Source organism: Marinobacter sp. PE14 (genome assembly GCF_053566155.1).
Genome location: NZ_JBQXNY010000001.1, coordinates 1,223,196 through 1,239,017 on the forward strand (window position 1 = coordinate 1,223,196; position 15,822 = coordinate 1,239,017).

General features: G+C 57.7%; 14 protein-coding genes. 12 read left to right on the plus strand and 2 right to left on the minus strand.

The window, feature by feature from the left end; translation table 11 throughout:
- Positions 1 to 17 precede the first annotated feature (17 nt).
- From ACWJ62_RS05815 to ACWJ62_RS05825, 3 genes are read left to right on the plus strand one after another with little or no spacing between them, the layout of a single operon-like run.
- Positions 18 to 416 carry a 6-pyruvoyl trahydropterin synthase family protein gene (locus ACWJ62_RS05815; protein WP_449285315.1) on the plus strand — a complete coding sequence of 133 codons (399 nt, stop codon included), beginning with the start codon at positions 18 to 20 and terminating at the stop codon, positions 414 to 416.
- Positions 403 to 2,343 (plus strand): glycosyltransferase, encoded by a 1,941-nt coding sequence (locus ACWJ62_RS05820; RefSeq protein WP_449285316.1) that lies wholly within the window; start codon positions 403 to 405, stop codon positions 2,341 to 2,343. Before ACWJ62_RS05815 ends, ACWJ62_RS05820 begins: the two co-directional genes overlap by 14 nt.
- Entirely contained in the window at positions 2,340 to 3,269 is a 930-nt protein-coding gene (locus tag ACWJ62_RS05825; protein WP_449285317.1) for a lysylphosphatidylglycerol synthase transmembrane domain-containing protein, read from the plus strand. Before ACWJ62_RS05820 ends, ACWJ62_RS05825 begins: the two co-directional genes overlap by 4 nt.
- A gap of 41 nt (positions 3,270 to 3,310) precedes the next feature.
- On the opposite strand, the gene ACWJ62_RS05830 is transcribed toward ACWJ62_RS05825, so the two are convergent.
- Positions 3,311 to 4,183, minus strand: a complete 873-nt coding sequence (locus ACWJ62_RS05830; protein ID WP_449285318.1) for a RibD family protein — start codon at positions 4,181 to 4,183, stop codon at positions 3,311 to 3,313.
- A 141-nt stretch (positions 4,184 to 4,324) separates the two neighbouring features.
- Between ACWJ62_RS05830 and ACWJ62_RS05835 the strand changes: the two genes are divergently transcribed.
- Positions 4,325 to 4,561 carry a hypothetical protein gene (locus tag ACWJ62_RS05835; RefSeq protein ID WP_449285319.1) on the plus strand — a complete coding sequence of 79 codons (237 nt, stop codon included), beginning with the start codon at positions 4,325 to 4,327 and terminating at the stop codon, positions 4,559 to 4,561.
- A gap of 16 nt (positions 4,562 to 4,577) precedes the next feature.
- Here the strand turns inward: ACWJ62_RS05835 and galU are convergent, their stop codons facing one another.
- Positions 4,578 to 5,414 carry a UTP--glucose-1-phosphate uridylyltransferase GalU gene (galU, locus tag ACWJ62_RS05840; RefSeq protein WP_449285320.1) on the minus strand — a complete coding sequence of 279 codons (837 nt, stop codon included), beginning with the start codon at positions 5,412 to 5,414 and terminating at the stop codon, positions 4,578 to 4,580.
- Positions 5,415 to 5,798: 384 nt separating this feature from the next.
- Between galU and ACWJ62_RS05845 the strand changes: the two genes are divergently transcribed.
- From ACWJ62_RS05845 to ACWJ62_RS05880, 8 genes are all read left to right on the plus strand, one after another.
- Positions 5,799 to 7,385 (plus strand): glucan biosynthesis protein, encoded by a 1,587-nt coding sequence (locus tag ACWJ62_RS05845; RefSeq protein WP_449285321.1) that lies wholly within the window; start codon positions 5,799 to 5,801, stop codon positions 7,383 to 7,385.
- Between the two features lie 111 nt (positions 7,386 to 7,496).
- The gene (locus tag ACWJ62_RS05850; RefSeq protein ID WP_449285322.1) at positions 7,497 to 8,177 is read left to right on the plus strand and encodes a GntR family transcriptional regulator; all 681 of its coding nucleotides are present in this window, start codon (positions 7,497 to 7,499) and stop codon (positions 8,175 to 8,177) included.
- Positions 8,178 to 8,194: 17 nt separating this feature from the next.
- A complete protein-coding gene (gene prpB, locus ACWJ62_RS05855; RefSeq protein ID WP_104270119.1) occupies positions 8,195 to 9,082 on the plus strand; it encodes a methylisocitrate lyase in 888 nt (295 codons plus the stop codon).
- Positions 9,083 to 9,266: 184 nt separating this feature from the next.
- Positions 9,267 to 10,397 carry a bifunctional 2-methylcitrate synthase/citrate synthase gene (prpC, locus tag ACWJ62_RS05860; RefSeq protein ID WP_449285323.1) on the plus strand — a complete coding sequence of 377 codons (1,131 nt, stop codon included), beginning with the start codon at positions 9,267 to 9,269 and terminating at the stop codon, positions 10,395 to 10,397.
- Positions 10,394 to 12,991, plus strand: coding sequence for a Fe/S-dependent 2-methylisocitrate dehydratase AcnD (gene acnD, locus ACWJ62_RS05865; protein WP_449285324.1), 2,598 nt, complete (start codon positions 10,394 to 10,396; stop codon positions 12,989 to 12,991). Before prpC ends, acnD begins: the two co-directional genes overlap by 4 nt.
- Positions 12,988 to 14,166 (plus strand): 2-methylaconitate cis-trans isomerase PrpF, encoded by a 1,179-nt coding sequence (gene prpF / locus ACWJ62_RS05870; protein ID WP_449285325.1) that lies wholly within the window; start codon positions 12,988 to 12,990, stop codon positions 14,164 to 14,166. Before acnD ends, prpF begins: the two co-directional genes overlap by 4 nt.
- A 33-nt stretch (positions 14,167 to 14,199) precedes the next feature.
- Complete coding sequence (prpD, locus tag ACWJ62_RS05875; RefSeq protein ID WP_449285326.1) at positions 14,200 to 15,684, plus strand: 2-methylcitrate dehydratase; 1,485 nt, start codon at positions 14,200 to 14,202, stop codon at positions 15,682 to 15,684.
- Between the two features lie 10 nt (positions 15,685 to 15,694).
- The coding region (locus tag ACWJ62_RS05880) for a carbamoyl phosphate synthase preATP-grasp domain-containing protein (RefSeq protein ID WP_449285363.1) at positions 15,695 to 15,822 on the plus strand (128 nt) is incomplete at its 3' end.

Here is a 15,822-nt window from a genome sequence, read left to right on the forward strand (position 1 = left end):
CCTGCTAAGGAGAGACTATGTTCGGTTTGACGGTCCGGGACCACATGATGATTGCCCACAGCTTCAACGGAGAGATCTTCGGTCCTGCGCAGAAGGTCCATGGTGCCACCTATGTGGTCGACGTGACCTTTGAGCGTCACCAACTGGATAAGGACGACCTGGTCGTCGACATCGGCCTGGCGTCCGAGCTTCTCAAAAACATTCTCTCCGAATTCAATATGCAGAACCTGGACGAGCTGCCGGAACTGCGTGGCCGGAATACCACCACTGAATTCATGGCCAAACTGGTTTTCGATCGTATGGCGGCAGCCATTCATGGTGGCCGTCTCGGCGAGACAGGAAAAGGGATCGCCAGCCTGAAAGTCACCCTCTCGGAATCTCACATTGCCTGGGCGAGCTACCATGCCGAAATTTGACAAACCGGGCTTCCTGGAGTTTCTTGTTCCGGGTGATCCGGAACAGAACACGGGCGGCTACCGGTATGTCCGTAAGCTGGTGGATGCCCTGGGCGAGGCGGGTTGCAATGCCCGGGTCAGTGGTTTGCCCGGGCAGTTCCCACGCCCGGACAGGGTCGCCCATAATGGGATGGATAAGAAACTCGCGAGCCTACCTGATGGCACTTCTGTGGCACTCGATGGTCTTGCCATGGGGGGGCTGCCGGAGATTGTTGAAAAGCATTCCCAACGCCTCAACCTGATCGCGCTTGTACACCACCCCTTGGCTGACGAAACAGGTATCAGCGAAGCCAACAGGCAGTGGTTTTTTGATTCCGAAAAACGCGCGCTCGGATTTGTAAACGGGGTGATCACCACCAGCCAACACACGGCCGCCCGTCTGGCGGATTACGAGGTGCCCGCTGAGATGATCAGGGTTGCCGAGCCGGGCGTCACCCGAGCCGCAACCCCAAGAGGCCGTGATGAGTCGTCGCAAACCGATATCCCTCATATTCTGTGCGTTGCTCATCTGTCACCGAGAAAGGCCCAGCACCAACTTGTGGAGGCGCTGGAAAACTTAAGGGGCGTGCCGTGGCAATGCACGTTGGCAGGATCTGACAATCGTGATCCGGAATACAGCCAACAGGTTCGTCGGGCGATTGCAGACGCGGGTCTTGACGACAGGATTGCGCTGGCAGGAGAAGTGCAAGAATCCGGGCTGGCGGACCTCTACCGAGAGGCGGATCTCTTTGTATTACCCTCCCTGTACGAGGGCTATGGCATGGTGATCGATGAGGCACTGGCGGAAGGGCTCCCCGTTATCTCCTCCGATGGCGGCGCCCTTGCCAACACGTCTGCCAGGCCTGGTGTGGTTCAGTATTGTGCGGGCGATGTCAGGGCCCTTGAGGCGCGCCTCAGGAACTGGCTGGAACACCCGGAACAGCTTGAGCACGCCCGTAAGCTTGCCGCCAGGGAATCCCGCCGAATCCGCTCATGGGCGGATACCGGCAAAGATGTCACAGAAGCACTGCACTACTTCAGTGGCCTTTCCACGCATCTGCACCAGCATTCGGAATTCGAGAGCACGTGGCTGGCCGCCCGGGAAGCAGCGGATCACCGGGCTCGATCACAAGGGCTGACCGATCAGCTCAATCAATGGTTACTGAATCGCTATGATGGCTTGTCGCCCGAGAGCCACTACCCCATGCAAATTGTCGACATTGGAACCGGTCGTGGCTCCAACGCGCTTTTCCTGGTGCCTGCGCTGCAGGTGCCGCAAACCTGGCTGGCACTGGATCAGGATTCTGCGTTATTGCGGGAAGCCGGACAGCGTGTGGACTCTCTGGATGTGCCGCTTGAAACCCGCACGGCTCAGCTGACGTCGGAAAACATGGAGCAACAACTGCCCCGTGAGGCGGATCTGATAACAGCGTCGGCACTCATTGATCTGGTTTCAGAGCCATGGCTGAACGCGTTAGCCCTCGCAGCCGCAGGAAGAAAGTCCGCGATGCTCATTGTTCTGAGCTACGCCGGGCACTTTGAGCTGTCTCCCGAGCATCCCGATGATGAGTTGGTGAAGACCCTGGTGAATCGGGATCAGCACGGCGACAAGGGAATTGGTGCCGCGCTCGGGCCCGAAGCCAGCAGTGTGTTGAAAGACCTGCTGGTTGCCGAAGGTTACCGGGTTGAACTGGCGGAATCTCCCTGGATGCTGGATGGCGTGGATCACGCGTTGGCCAAAATGCTGATGCGGGGCTGGATCGACGCGGCCGTTGAGCAGTCACCTCATGAGGCGGACCGATTGGCACGCTGGCTGGAGACACGCAAACACCAGTTATCTGAAGGGAATCTGACGATTGTTGTGAGACATCTGGATCTGCTGGCGCTGCCGCCCGAGGCATTGCCTTGACCGAATTGCGTCAAAAGCAGATGCGGCTGGCGGCCCGTTGGTTTTTAACGGTCCTTGTTATCGGATTCGTGATCCGCTCGATCGATGCAGGGGTGCTCTGGCAGGAGCTTGCCCGTTTTTCTCCTTATTTCCTGGTGCCCGCGCTGGCGCTTACGGTCTTTCAGGTGGCGTTGTCTGCCTGGCGATGGCGGTACACCGTGGAGCGGCTCGGGCTACCCCTGGCCTATGGTGGAGCCGTGCGGGAGTATTATCTGGCCACGTTTCTGAACCAGGTGTTGCCGGGAGGTGTGCTTGGAGACGTAAACCGGGCCTGGCGACATGGTAGTGGCGCGGGAGAGCGCCTCGCAGCTGTGCACGGGGTGGCCATAGAGCGACTTTCGGGCCAACTGGTGTTGGCGCTGGTGGTTGTCATTTCGGTCAGCTGGCTACTCGGTTCGGGAAGGGTCACGGCTGTTCAATGGAATGGTGGGCTCTGGCTGGGCGTTGGCGTTATTGCGGTGGTTCTCGCTCTCTGGTTGGCCCTGAAGACCGGGTTGGCGGTCTATCTGCAGCGGCTTAGGCGGGATCTCTATGAGTCTTTGCTAAACCGAAGGGTGTTGCCGGTTCAGGTCGGCTCATCTTTACTGGTGCTGGCGAGCTATCTTGGGGTGTTTCTCTGCCTGGCCTGGGGCGCGGGCTATATCGAAAGTACCGAGTCGGCGGCCATCATAGTCAGTTTGGGCAGTATCCTGCTGCTGAGCATGGTGGTACCGCTGACGGTTGCCGGCTGGGGCATCCGGGAGGGCGCTGCAGCCGTACTCTGGCCGATGGCGGGATTGCCTGCGGAGCAGGGCGTAGCACTGAGTGTGGGGTATGGGGCATTGGTGTTGATTTCCAGTTTGCCCGGGGCGGTTTTTTTGTTCCCTGGCCGGCCGGAGAAGGGGTGAATTCGGATTGTTTGTCGGATTACGCCTTCGGCTAATCCGACCTACGTATGTCGGGTGAAATCGAGGTCGAACAGCATATCGCTGCCGAGGTTTATAAGTTGGGCGCGGGGCCGCAAGGCATCATCCAGAAAATCGATCTCCGGAAGCGAGAAGGCTGGTCTGCCGCTGCCGATGATCATGGGTGCGACCATCACGTGCAGGCGGTCCAGCAAGCCAGCGTTCAGGAAGCACGAAACGGTAACACCACCCCCTTCCACAAAGACCTTTTTTAGCCCCAGGTCTGCGAGAACCTCAAGGATCACTCTCGGATCGACGGCATCTTCGGATTCGGCATCCCCGAGACAGGGAATCTCAGTAACCCCGGGACCGATTGATGGATTCTTCGCTTTCTCGTAGGTACCTGCCACCAACCGCAGGGTGGGAGCTTCGCCATCGGTGAACAGGTGATGGCTGTCCGGTACGCGATGGTGACGGTCAATGACCACGCGCACAGGGTTGCGGCCACTGGTGCGGCGAACGGTCAAACGGGGATTGTCGGTGGTGGCGGTTCCGGCCCCGACAACAACCGCATCCGACACTGCGCGAATCCGGTGCAGATGGGTAATTCCATCGTCGCCATTGATGAAACGGGAGCGACCGGTAACTGTGGCAATGCGTCCGTCCAGGCTTTGGCCCAGCTGACCAATAACTTTTGGGCTGCCATTGTCTGGCACGGGCCGGCAAAGGGGTAGGAATACCGAGAGCAGATCCTTCGCCTCACCCGTGGCCGGTTGCATCAGGTGCCACGCCCCGTGGCCGTTGAGCTTTACCGCTTCTTTGTCGGTTCCCGGCAATGGCAGTGTCACATTGCTGCGGTTAACTGCGCTAAGCACCAACTCCCATGCCGAGTCGATATCCAGGGTTCTTGCCGCCATAAATAGCCTGTTTGGTTGTTGCCATCTTCAGTATAGGCAGATTGTGTGCAAAGCTATATGTACGTTACATTTCCAGATTGATTCACTTCGCAGGGCATTATCGGGACCAGTATCCCGGCTTGGATGACGAGGTAAGTGGCCATGCAGCATGCGCAACCCATTCAGCACTGGGAGCCAGAAAAGCCTGAGGACCATGGGCAACTTGAACTGCCCGGTATTGCCCTGGATAAGAGCGACGAACTTCTGGAATCGCTGGATGAGCTGGAGCAAGTCCTCGAGAAGGTCCAACTGACCACGGAAGAAGTGGAGCTTCTTCGCCGGTTCCGCAGGACAAGTGCGGAAAACCGGCGAATGATTCTGCAAATCCTGGGCAGCTGATCCCGCCCCGGGTTTCTTACTTGCCTTTCTTGTAGATATTCTCGTAAACGTAGTTGGTGGCTTCCACAAAGCCATCAATGCTGCCGCAATCGAACCGGCGCCCTTTGAACTGATAGGCCAGCACGCAACCGTTTTTCGCCTGCTCGAGAAGGGCATCGGTGATCTGGACTTCACCGTTCTTGCCCGCCGGGGTCTTTTCGATAATGTCGAAGATATCCGGCGTGAGAATATAGCGGCCTATAATTGCGAGGTTGCTGGGCGCATCTTCCGGAGCCGGCTTTTCTACCATGTCAGTGATCCGGTAGAGGCCATCTTTCATGGATTCACCGGCAATCACCCCGTACTTGTGGGTTTCATCAGCCGGTACTTCTTCGATGGCAACAATAGAGCAGCGGAACTGGTTGTAGAGCTTCACCATCTGCGCCAGCACGCCATCTTCACCATCGGGGCCAATGCAGAAGTCATCGGCCAGCACGACGGCAAATGGGCTGTCACCTACCAGGTTACGGCCTGTGAGGATGGCGTGGCCGAGGCCCTTCATCTCATTCTGTCGGGTAAAGGCAAAGCTGTTGTGATCGATCAGTTCACGGATTGAGTTCAGCAGGTCTTCTTTGCCGGAGCCGGCAATCTGGTGCTCAAGCTCGTAGCTGATGTCGAAATGATCCTCGATGGCCCGCTTGCCCCGACCGGTCACAAAGCCAAATTCGTGAATACCGGCCTCGGCAGCCTCCTCAACGCCATACTGAACCAGGGGTTTATTCACCACCGGCAGGATTTCTTTGGGCATCGCCTTGGTTGCCGGAAGAAAACGGGTGCCGTAGCCGGCGACGGGAAACAGGCATTTTTTGATCATATCATTCGTCCTTTGATGGTCGGTTTCACGGCCTGTGGGCTGCTCAACGTCTCTGCGTAAGCGTATGAACAATTGTTCTATCACAAAGTGTGCCGAGTTTACCCAAGTTGTAACGACAAATGCAGGGGCGTGTTGGAAATTGTAAGGTCTAGCAAAGAGCTGTGGCCTGCTAGGGGAGGGTTTCTTCAAGGTCATCAACACCGAAAATTTCTCTGATCAGAGGTTTGTTTGTGCGATCCCTCTTGCCTCCTTGCACCTATTTGGTGCGATTCGGCCAGCGTAGGTTCCCTGCCCGAATAGGCTCTCTAGCTTTTATTGTTCGTACATAGTCCACGTGATCTTCTCTATGGCAATCTATAGCCCGTTACAGGAGGGGCGAGAACAATGGACAGACGAACGCTGATCAAGGGGCTGGGAGCACTGGTAAGTGCCGGCGCCTTACCACTGTCGCCCCTGGTTAACGGTGCCGGCCTCCAAAAAGTATCTGGAAGCAGTCCCCGTGCCTTTAGCTACGCCTGGCTCAAAGGTCGGGCCCGGGCACTGGCAGCTGAGGCATATGTCTCCCATCACGGTGAACTGCCCCAATCTCTGAAATCCATTTCCTGGGATGACTACCAGGCCATCGCTTTCCGGGCCGATCGGGCGCTCTGGCGCGACGACGATACCGCTTTCCAGGTCCAGCTCTTCCATCTTGGTCTGTACTTCCAGCAACCCGTCAAAATTCATGAAGTCATTGATGGCGAGGCAACTGAACTGGCCTATCAACAGGATCTGTTCCGATACGGCGGAGAACAGCCCCTCGGCGATCTGCCAGAGGATTTGGGCTACGCCGGTTTTCGGGTTCACTACCACAACAACTTCGCCCTGGATCTGGCTGCCTTCCTGGGCGCCAGTTACTTCCGAGCGGTGGGTTCGGAGATGCAGTACGGCCTGTCGGCCAGGGGGCTGGCCATTGATACCGGCATGGACCGCAAAGAAGAGTTTTCCCGTTTTTCTGAGTTCTGGCTGGAGAAGCCGGCACCGGGCAGCCAGCTACTCCGGGTATGGGCGCTCCTGGATTCCCCCAGTATCACTGGTGCCTACGCGTTTGTGCTTGATCCGGGTCGCAATATGGTCATGGATGTCGATGCGGCACTTTATCCCAGAACCGAAATCGCCCGGGCAGGCATTGCACCGCTGACCAGCATGTACCAGGTGGGCGAAAATGATGATCGCATGGGCTACGACTGGCGTCCGGAAATTCACGATTCTGACGGCCTGGCCATTCGCAACGGCAACGGCGAGTGGTTGTGGCGGCCGCTGGTAAATCCCGTCAATCTCCAGTTCAACAGTTTTCAGGGTAACAATCCCGTCGGCTTTGGCCTGCTGCAGCGGGACAGGGATTTCGACCACTACCAGGATGATGGTGTGTTTTACGATCGCCGGCCCAGCCTCTGGGTGGAACCCCGGGGAGACTGGGGGCGGGGCAGTGTTGATCTGGTGGAAATCCCGACCGTGGATGAAACCTTCGACAACATCGTCGCCTTCTGGCACCCGCAGGAACCTCTGTTGCCAGGCCGGGAATACCTCTACAGCTACCGCCTGCACTGGGGCGAGCACGCTCCGTTGCGACCTTATGAATTAGCCACGGTGCAGGCAACCAGGACTGGGCTGGGCGGTGTCGTGGGCCAGGAGCGCACCTATTTCTCTTGGCGCTTTGCAGTTGATTTCGCCGGCGGCGCGCTTGAAATGCTCGCCAAGGATGCAGAGGTGGAGCCGGTCATAGCTGTGAGCCGCGGAGAGGTTGAAATCACTTCCGCAAGACCATTGTCTGCAATCGACGGCTACCGGGCCATGTTTGATCTTGTGCCAGATGATTCCATTGAACCTATCAATATCCGCCTGTACCTCAGGCTGGGCGGCGAGCCGCTGACGGAGACCTGGCTATATCAGTACACTCCGCCAACGGTCTCCGAACGCCAGATCTACTGATTGGTTCTATCTATTGTAAACAATCTTCAGCTCAATTTAGCCAATATTGTTGACAATATGACCGCTCGGGCGTAGCTTTGCTCAAAATAAACCCGGTTTTGTTGACAACCTATGGCTGAGTTACTGTCTACTACCTACACCCGTGCCGATGAGGCTTTTGATTGTCTGCAAACGGCAATCGTGAAAGGTGAGCTGGCGCCCGGCGAAAAGATCGGCGAGTTGGAACTGTGTTCACGGTTCGATCTTACTCGCGGTCCTCTGCGTGAAGCACTCGGCCGTCTTGAATCCCGGGGCCTTCTGGTGCGCCGCCCCCATGCCGGCGTAAAGGTTGTCTCAGTCAGCGCCTCCGAGCTGATGGAGCTCTACCGCATCCGCGAAGTGATGGAAGGCTTAGCCGCCCGACAGGCCGCCGAGCGCATGACCGACCAGGAAATTGCCGACCTTCAGGCCACCCTCGACACCCACGAACGCATGATCGATGAGGCCCAGGGCCAAGCCTATTACCAGGCCGAAGGGGATTACGACTTCCACCACAGAATCGCGACCGGCAGCCGCAACACCAAACTTGCCCAGATGCTGCTGGGTGATCTTTATTACATGGTACGGATGTACCGATACCGTCTCAGTACCTCTACCGGGCGCCCCCAGCGGGCTCTCGGTGAACACCGCCGTATCGTCGAGGCCATCGCCCAGCGCGACGGCGAACTCGCCGAATTTCTGATGAAACGCCATATCAACGCAGCAAGACAGAACATCGAGAAAAAGATCCAGGAAGGCGAAATCTCCATTTAACGAAAGAGGCCAACACCATGTCCAACAAACTCAGCCCCGGCGCCCGCTTCCGTAAGGCGCTCAAAGACAACCAGCCCCTGCAGATCGTCGGCACCATCAACGCCTACGCCGCCATGATGGCCGAGAAAGTGGGTCATCAGGCCATTTATCTTTCGGGTGGCGGCGTTGCCAACGCCTCCTACGGTCTGCCGGATCTGGGCATGACCTCTATGAACGACGTGGTCGAGGACGTTCGACGCATTACCGCAGCTACCGACGTGCCACTGCTGGTGGACATCGATACCGGATGGGGCGGCGCCTTCAACATTGGCCGCACCATCCGCGAGATGGAACGTGCCGGTGCAGCCGCTGTCCACATTGAAGACCAGGTTGCCCAGAAGCGCTGTGGTCACCGCCCGAACAAGGAAATCGTATCTCAGGAGGAGATGGTCGATCGCATCAAAGCCGCCGTGGATGCCCGAGAAGACAAAGACTTCTTCATCATGGCGCGTACCGACGCGTTCCAGAAAGAAGGTCTCGAAGCCGCCATTGAGCGCGCCAAGGCCTGCATCGAAGCCGGCGCCGACGGCATCTTTGCCGAAGCGGTTACGGAGCTCGAGCACTACAAGGCCTTCTCGGAAGCCCTGGACGTGCCCATCCTGGCCAATATTACCGAATTCGGCGCCACGCCGCTGTATAACCGCAAGGAACTGGCCGAAGCCGGCGCCGACATGGTTCTGTACCCGCTGAGCGCCTTCCGCGCCATGAACAAGGCCGCCCTGACGGTTTACCAGAACATTCTGGAGAAGGGTGACCAGAAAGACGTGGTTGACATGATGCAGACCCGGATGGAGTTGTACGATTTCCTGAACTACCACGATTTCGAGCAGAAGCTGGACCAGCTGTTCCAGCAGAGCAAGGGTTAACTTGGTTTGTTGGATTACGCCTTCGGCTAATCCAACCTACAGAAATTCCGGCATTGGTAACGTAGGTCGGATTAGCCGCAGGCATAATCCGACAGGCGCCCTAATATCAAGCAAAATATCAGTAGGTCGGATTAGGCAAAGCCGTAATCCGACACTCCAAACAAGATAAAGATGGGAGACAACAATGGCTGAAGCAAAAAAACTGAGCGGCGCAGGCCTCCGTGGCCAGGTAGCTGGCGAAACCGCCCTGTGTACCGTTGGCAAAAGCGGTGCCGGCCTGACATACCGTGGCTATGACATCGCCGATCTGGCCGAAAAAGCCCAGTTTGAAGAAATCGCCTACCTGCTGCTGCGCGGTAAACTGCCAAATCGCCAGGAACTGGACGCCTACAAGAAAAAGCTCCAGAGCCTCCGCGGCCTGCCGGCTGCCCTGAAAACCGTGCTCGAGCAGATCCCCAAAGACGCCCATCCGATGGATGTAATGCGCACCGGCTGCTCCATGTTGGGGAACCTGGAGACGGAAGAAGACTTCAGCGAGCAGGACGACAAGATCGACCGCATGCTGGCGGTGTTCCCATCCATCATTACCTATTGGTACCGCTTCGCCCACGAAGGCGTTCGGCTCGAAACCGAAAGCGACGTGGACTCCATCGGCGGCCATTTCCTGGAGCTGCTGCACGGCAAGAAGCCCAGCGAATTGCACGAGAAGGTGATGAACGTCTCCCTGATTCTCTATGCGGAGCACGAATTCAACGCTTCCACTTTCACTGCTCGCGTCTGTGCGTCCACCTTGTCTGACATCCATAGCTGCGTTACCGGTGCCATTGGCACCCTGCGGGGCCCGCTGCACGGTGGCGCAAACGAAGCCGCTATGGCGCTCATCCAGCGTTTCCAGACTCCAGAGGAAGCTGAATCAGGCCTGTTGGGCATGCTCGAGCGCAAGGAAAAGATCATGGGCTTCGGCCACGCGATCTACAAAGAGTCCGACCCGCGGAACGCCATCATCAAGCAGTGGTCCAAGAAGCTGGCGGAAGAAGTGGGCGATACCGTGCTGTATCCGGTATCCGAGCGCTGTGAAGCCGTTATGTGGCGCGAGAAGAAACTGTTCTGTAACGCCGATTTTTTCCACGCGTCTGCCTACCACTTCATGGGCATCCCGACCGAGCTATTCACCCCGATCTTTGTGATGTCTCGTGTGTCGGGCTGGACCGCCCACGTGAAAGAGCAGCGTGAGAACAACCGCATCATCCGCCCAAGCGCCGATTACACCGGCCCGGCGGATTCGAAGTGGGTACCGATTGAGGAGCGCCCATGAACACCGACTACCGCAAACCGCTCCCAGGCACCGACCTGGACTATTTCGATACCCGCCAGGCCGTGGAAGACATCCAGGCCGGCGCGTACGACAAACTCCCGTACACCTCCAAAATACTGGCGGAACAATTGGTTCGTCGCTGTGATCCTGAGGTGCTTACGGATTCCCTTAAGCAGCTGATCGAACGCAAGCGTGACCTGGATTTCCCCTGGTATCCGGCCCGTGTGGTCTGCCACGACATCCTCGGCCAGACCGCTCTGGTGGATCTCGCAGGTTTGCGTGACGCCATTGCCGAGAAAGGCGGCGACCCTGCGAAGGTCAACCCGGTAGTCCCCACACAGCTGATCGTGGATCACTCGCTGGCCGTGGAGCACGCCGGCTTCGAGAAGGACGCGTTTGAGAAGAACCGCCAGATCGAAGATCGCCGTAACGACGACCGGTTCCACTTCATCAACTGGACCAAGACCGCGTTCAAGAACGTGGATGTGATTCCTCCCGGCAACGGCATCATGCACCAGATCAACCTGGAAAAGATGTCTCCGGTGGTTCAGAACCGCGATGGCGTTGCTTTCCCGGATACCTGTGTTGGCACTGACAGCCACACCCCGATGGTGGATGCCCTGGGCGTTATTTCCGTGGGCGTGGGTGGTCTGGAAGCCGAGAGCGTTATGCTGGGGCGTGCCTCCATGATGCGTCTGCCGGACATTGTTGGCGTTGAGCTGACAGGTAAACTCCAACCGGGCATCACCAGTACCGATATGGTCCTCGCCATCACTGAATTCCTGCGTAAGGAAAGAGTGGTAGGCGCCTACCTCGAGTTCTATGGCGAAGGCGCAGACAGCCTCAGCGTGGGCGATCGCGCGACTATCTCCAACATGACTCCGGAGTATGGGGCCACTGCAGCGATGTTCTACATCGACGGCCAGACCATCGATTATCTGAAGCTGACCGGTCGTGAAGACGATCAGGTTGCCCTGGTAGAGACCTTTGCCAAGGAAACCGGCCTTTGGGCCGACCGCATGAAAAACGCCGAATACGAGCGCGTGCTGAAGTTTGATCTGTCCAAAGTGGCGCGCACCCTGGCTGGCCCATCCAACCCCCATGCGCATCTGCCGACTTCCGAGCTGGCAGAACGCGGCATTGCCGGTGAATGGGAGCAGGAAGAAGGCAAAATGCCGGATGGCGCGTGCATCATCGCAGCCATCACCAGCTGCACCAACACCAGTAACCCCCGCAACATGGTGGCTGCCGGCCTGATTGCCCGTAACGCCAACAAGCTGGGCCTGACCCGCAAGCCCTGGGTAAAAACCTCCCTGGCTCCGGGCTCCAAAACCGTCAAGATGTACCTGGAAGAAGCCAAACTGCTGCCCGAGCTTGAACAACTCGGCTTCGGCGTGGTGGCCTTCGCCTGCACGACATGTAACGGCATGAGTGGTGCCCTGGATCCGAAAATCGCCCAGGAAATCATGGATCGCGATCTGTTTTCCACTGCGGTGCTGTCCGGTAACCGGAACTTTGACGGCCGGATTCACCCCTATGCCAAACAGGCATTCCTGGCCTCGCCGCCGCTGGTGGTTGCCTACGCCATTGCTGGCACCATCCGCTTCGACATCGAAAAAGATGCCTTGGGCTACGACCAGGACGGCAAACCCGTCACCCTTAAGGACATCTGGCCGGATGACGCGGAAATCGATGCCATCGTGAAGTCCAGCGTGAAGCCAGAACAGTTCCGCAGCACCTACATCCCGATGTTCGACATCACCCGGGATGCCCAGGCCAACACCAACCCGCTATATGAGTGGCGCCCGCAGAGCACTTACATCCGTCGCCCGCCGTACTGGGAAGGTGGCATGGTCGGTGAGAAAACCCTCAAGGGCATGCGTCCGCTGGCGGTGTTGCCGGACAACATCACCACTGACCATCTGTCGCCATCCAACGCGATCATGATGAACAGCGCCGCCGGTGAGTACCTGCACAAAATGGGTGTACCGGAGGAAGACTTCAATTCCTACGCCACCCATCGGGGCGACCACCTGACAGCCCAGCGTGCCACCTTTGCCAACCCGAAACTGTTCAACGAAATGGTCCGGGACGAAAACGACAACGTGAAGCAGGGCTCCCTGGCCCGAATCGAGCCGGAAGGCAAAGTTGTCCGCATGTGGGAAGCCATCGAAACCTACATGGAGCGCAAGCAGCCGCTGATCATCATCGCAGGTGCTGATTACGGGCAGGGCTCCTCCCGTGACTGGGCCGCCAAAGGCGTCGCACTGGCCGGTGTAGAAGCGATTGTGGCTGAAGGCTTCGAGCGGATTCACCGTACCAACCTGATCGGCATGGGTGTAATGCCCCTGCAGTTCGAGGAAGGCACAACGCGTAAGACTCTTGGCATCGACGGCACCGAAACCTACGACGTAGAGGGCACCCCGGCGCCCCGCGCCGAGCTCACGCTGGTGATCCATCGGAAGAACGGCAGCACCGAGCGCATTCCGGTTGTCTGCCGCCTGGATACCGCTGAGGAAGTGTCTATCTACAGCGCCGGTGGTGTGTTGCAGCGGTTTGCCGAGGATTTCCTGCAATCGGAAGGTGCGGCATGACACGCAAGCCACAAATCAGAATCCCCGCCACCTACATGCGTGGCGGCACATCAAAAGGCGTCTTTTTCCGGCTGAAGGATCTGCCGGAAGCCTGCCAGAGCCCGGGCGAAGCCCGGGACAAACTCCTGCTGCGCGTGATCGGCAGCCCAGATCCCTACCAGAAGCAGACGGACGGCATGGGTGGCGCCACCTCCAGCACCAGCAAAACTGTGGTCCTTGCGGAGCCCACCCAGCCGGATCACGATTTGGACTACCTGTTCGGGCAGGTCTCCATCGACAAGCCGTTCGTCGACTGGAGCGGCAACTGCGGCAACCTGACAGCAGCCGTGGGCGCCTTCGCCATCAACGGCGGTTTCGTCGGCAAAGACCGGATTCCGGAGAACGGCACCTGCACCGTGCGCATCTGGCAGGCCAACATCCGCAAAACCATCGTCGCCCACGTGCCCATCACCAATGGTGAGGTGCAGGAAACCGGCGATTTTGAGCTGGATGGTGTCACCTTCCCGGCCGCCGAGGTGCAGGTGGAATTCATGGACCCGGCCGATCGCGAAGGTTCCATGTTCCCCACCGGCAACCTGGTGGACGACCTGGAAGTGCCGGGCGAAGGCACCCTGAAAGCCACCATGATCAATGCTGGCATCCCGACCATCTTCGTGAACGCCGAGGATATCGGCTACAAAGGCTCGGAGCTGCAGGATGACATTAACTCCGATCCCAAAGCCCTGGCCAGGTTTGAAACCATCCGGGCCTACGGTGCGGTGAAGATGGGCCTGATCCAGAACATCGAAGAAGCCGCCAATCGACAGCACACTCCGAAAGTGGCTTTCGTGGCAAAACCGTCTGAATACGTATCCTCAAGCGGGAAGAGCATCGGGGCAGGGGATGTGGACGTCCTGGTTCGTGCTCTGTCCATGGGCAAGCTTCACCACGCTATGATGGGCACGGCTGCAGTCGCTATCGCTACCGCTTCCGCCGTTCCGGGAACCCTGGTGAACCTGGCCGCTGGCGGTGGCGACCGAACTCATGTGACCTTTGGTCACCCCTCCGGCACTTTGCGTGTGGGCGCGGAAGCGAAGGAAATCGATGGTCAGTGGACCGCAACCAAAGCCATTATGAGCCGAAGTGCGCGAGTATTGATGGAAGGTTGGGTTAGGGTGCCTGGCGATAGCTTCTGACGGAATCTATAGTGGGGGCAAGGAGGCTCCCTTATGTCTGCAACATTTGATCTTAACGAACGTCCCGACTACGACGAAGTCTTGCAGAAAATCGCGGACTATGTCCTTACCTATGAAATAACCAGCAAAGAAGCCTGGAACACCGCTCGCTATTGCCTGATGGACACTCTAGGGTGCGGTCTTTTGGCTCTGCGCTTCCCGGAGTGCACGAAACACCTTGGTCCCATTGTTGATGGGACCGTGGTGCCCCATGGTGCCCGGGTGCCCGGAACGTCTTTCCGGCTTGATCCAGTTAAAGCAGCCTGGGATATCGGTTGTATCGTTCGTTGGCTGGATTACAACGACACCTGGTTGGCTGCGGAGTGGGGCCACCCCTCCGATAATCTCGGTGCCATACTGGGTGTCGCGGACCATCTCTCCCAGAAACGGGTTGCCGAAGGCAAAGAACCCTTAACCATGCGAACCGTTCTGGAGGCCATGATTATGGCCCATGAAATTCAGGGCATTCTGGCACTGGAGAACTCATTTAATAGGGTGGGGCTGGATCATGTGGTTCTCGTGAAGGTTGCCTCCACAGCCGTTACCGCAAAACTGATGGGAGCAGACCGCGAACAAATGTTGTCGGCCCTGTCGCACGCATGGGTAGATGGCCAGTCACTTAGAACTTATCGCCACGCCCCGAACGCTGGCTCACGGAAGTCCTGGGCAGCGGGCGATGCAACATCCCGAGCCGTGCGGCTGGTTGACATCGCCATGCGGGGTGAGATGGGCATTCCAAGTGTACTCACTGCTCCGCAGTGGGGCTTCTACGATGTGCTGTTCAGTAAATCCAACAAAGACCAGAAACTCAAACCGGAAGGAAAACGTGAATTCTCACTACCACAGGGGTTCGCTTCCTACGTGATGGAGAACGTCCTGTTCAAAATCTCCTTTCCGGCAGAATTCCATGCTCAGACTGCGGCCGAAGCGGCAGTTTCACTCCACCCCGAAGTGAAAGACCGGCTCAAGGACATTAAGAAAATCGTCATCACTACCCATGAATCGGCGATTCGAATCATTTCTAAGGTCGGAAAGCTGGCGAACGCCGCGGACCGGGATCATTGCCTGCAATACATGGCTGCAGTGCCCCTGGCATTTGGTAGCCTCACTGCGGAGCATTATGAAGACAGTTTTCACGAGTCAAGCCCAATCATTGATGAATTGCGTAATAAAATGGAAGTTGTGGAAGATAAGAAGTACACGCAGGAATACCTTGAACCCGAGAAACGCTCCATTGCGAACGCGATCCAGGTGTTTTTCAACGACGGCACCAGTACTGACAATGTTGCAGTTGAATACCCGATCGGTCATCGCAGAAGGCGAAAAGAGGGTATGCCCCTGCTTGAGAAAAAATTTAGTACAAACCTGGCAACCCGCTTCCCAGCACATCGATGTAGCGCTATCTTCAAGCTATGTAAGGACCAGCAAACACTGGAGAATACCCCGGTCCAAGAATTTGTGGAGCTGTTTGTAATCTGAGTAGGGAAGCGTGCCAAAACGTACCGACATCCAAAGCATCCTGATCCTGGGCGCCGGCCCCATCGTGATCGGGCAGGCGTGCGAGTTTGATTACTCCGGGGCCCAGGCCTGCAAGGCGCTGCGCGAAGAGGGTTACCG

Coding starts and splice junctions, on each gene's coding strand:
- ACWJ62_RS05830 (WP_449285318.1), bottom strand. CDS start 4,183: ATGGCGGCAAGAACCCTGGATATCGACTCGGCATGGGAGTTGGTGCTT.
- ACWJ62_RS05835 (WP_449285319.1), top strand. CDS start 4,325: ATGCAGCATGCGCAACCCATTCAGCACTGGGAGCCAGAAAAGCCTGAG.
- ACWJ62_RS05850 (WP_449285322.1), top strand. CDS start 7,497: ATGGCTGAGTTACTGTCTACTACCTACACCCGTGCCGATGAGGCTTTT.
- prpC (WP_449285323.1), top strand. CDS start 9,267: ATGGCTGAAGCAAAAAAACTGAGCGGCGCAGGCCTCCGTGGCCAGGTA.
- prpF (WP_449285325.1), top strand. CDS start 12,988: ATGACACGCAAGCCACAAATCAGAATCCCCGCCACCTACATGCGTGGC.
- prpB (WP_104270119.1), top strand. CDS start 8,195: ATGTCCAACAAACTCAGCCCCGGCGCCCGCTTCCGTAAGGCGCTCAAA.
- ACWJ62_RS05815 (WP_449285315.1), top strand. CDS start 18: ATGTTCGGTTTGACGGTCCGGGACCACATGATGATTGCCCACAGCTTC.
- ACWJ62_RS05845 (WP_449285321.1), top strand. CDS start 5,799: ATGGACAGACGAACGCTGATCAAGGGGCTGGGAGCACTGGTAAGTGCC.
- ACWJ62_RS05820 (WP_449285316.1), top strand. CDS start 403: ATGCCGAAATTTGACAAACCGGGCTTCCTGGAGTTTCTTGTTCCGGGT.
- acnD (WP_449285324.1), top strand. CDS start 10,394: ATGAACACCGACTACCGCAAACCGCTCCCAGGCACCGACCTGGACTAT.
- galU (WP_449285320.1), bottom strand. CDS start 5,414: ATGATCAAAAAATGCCTGTTTCCCGTCGCCGGCTACGGCACCCGTTTT.
- prpD (WP_449285326.1), top strand. CDS start 14,200: ATGTCTGCAACATTTGATCTTAACGAACGTCCCGACTACGACGAAGTC.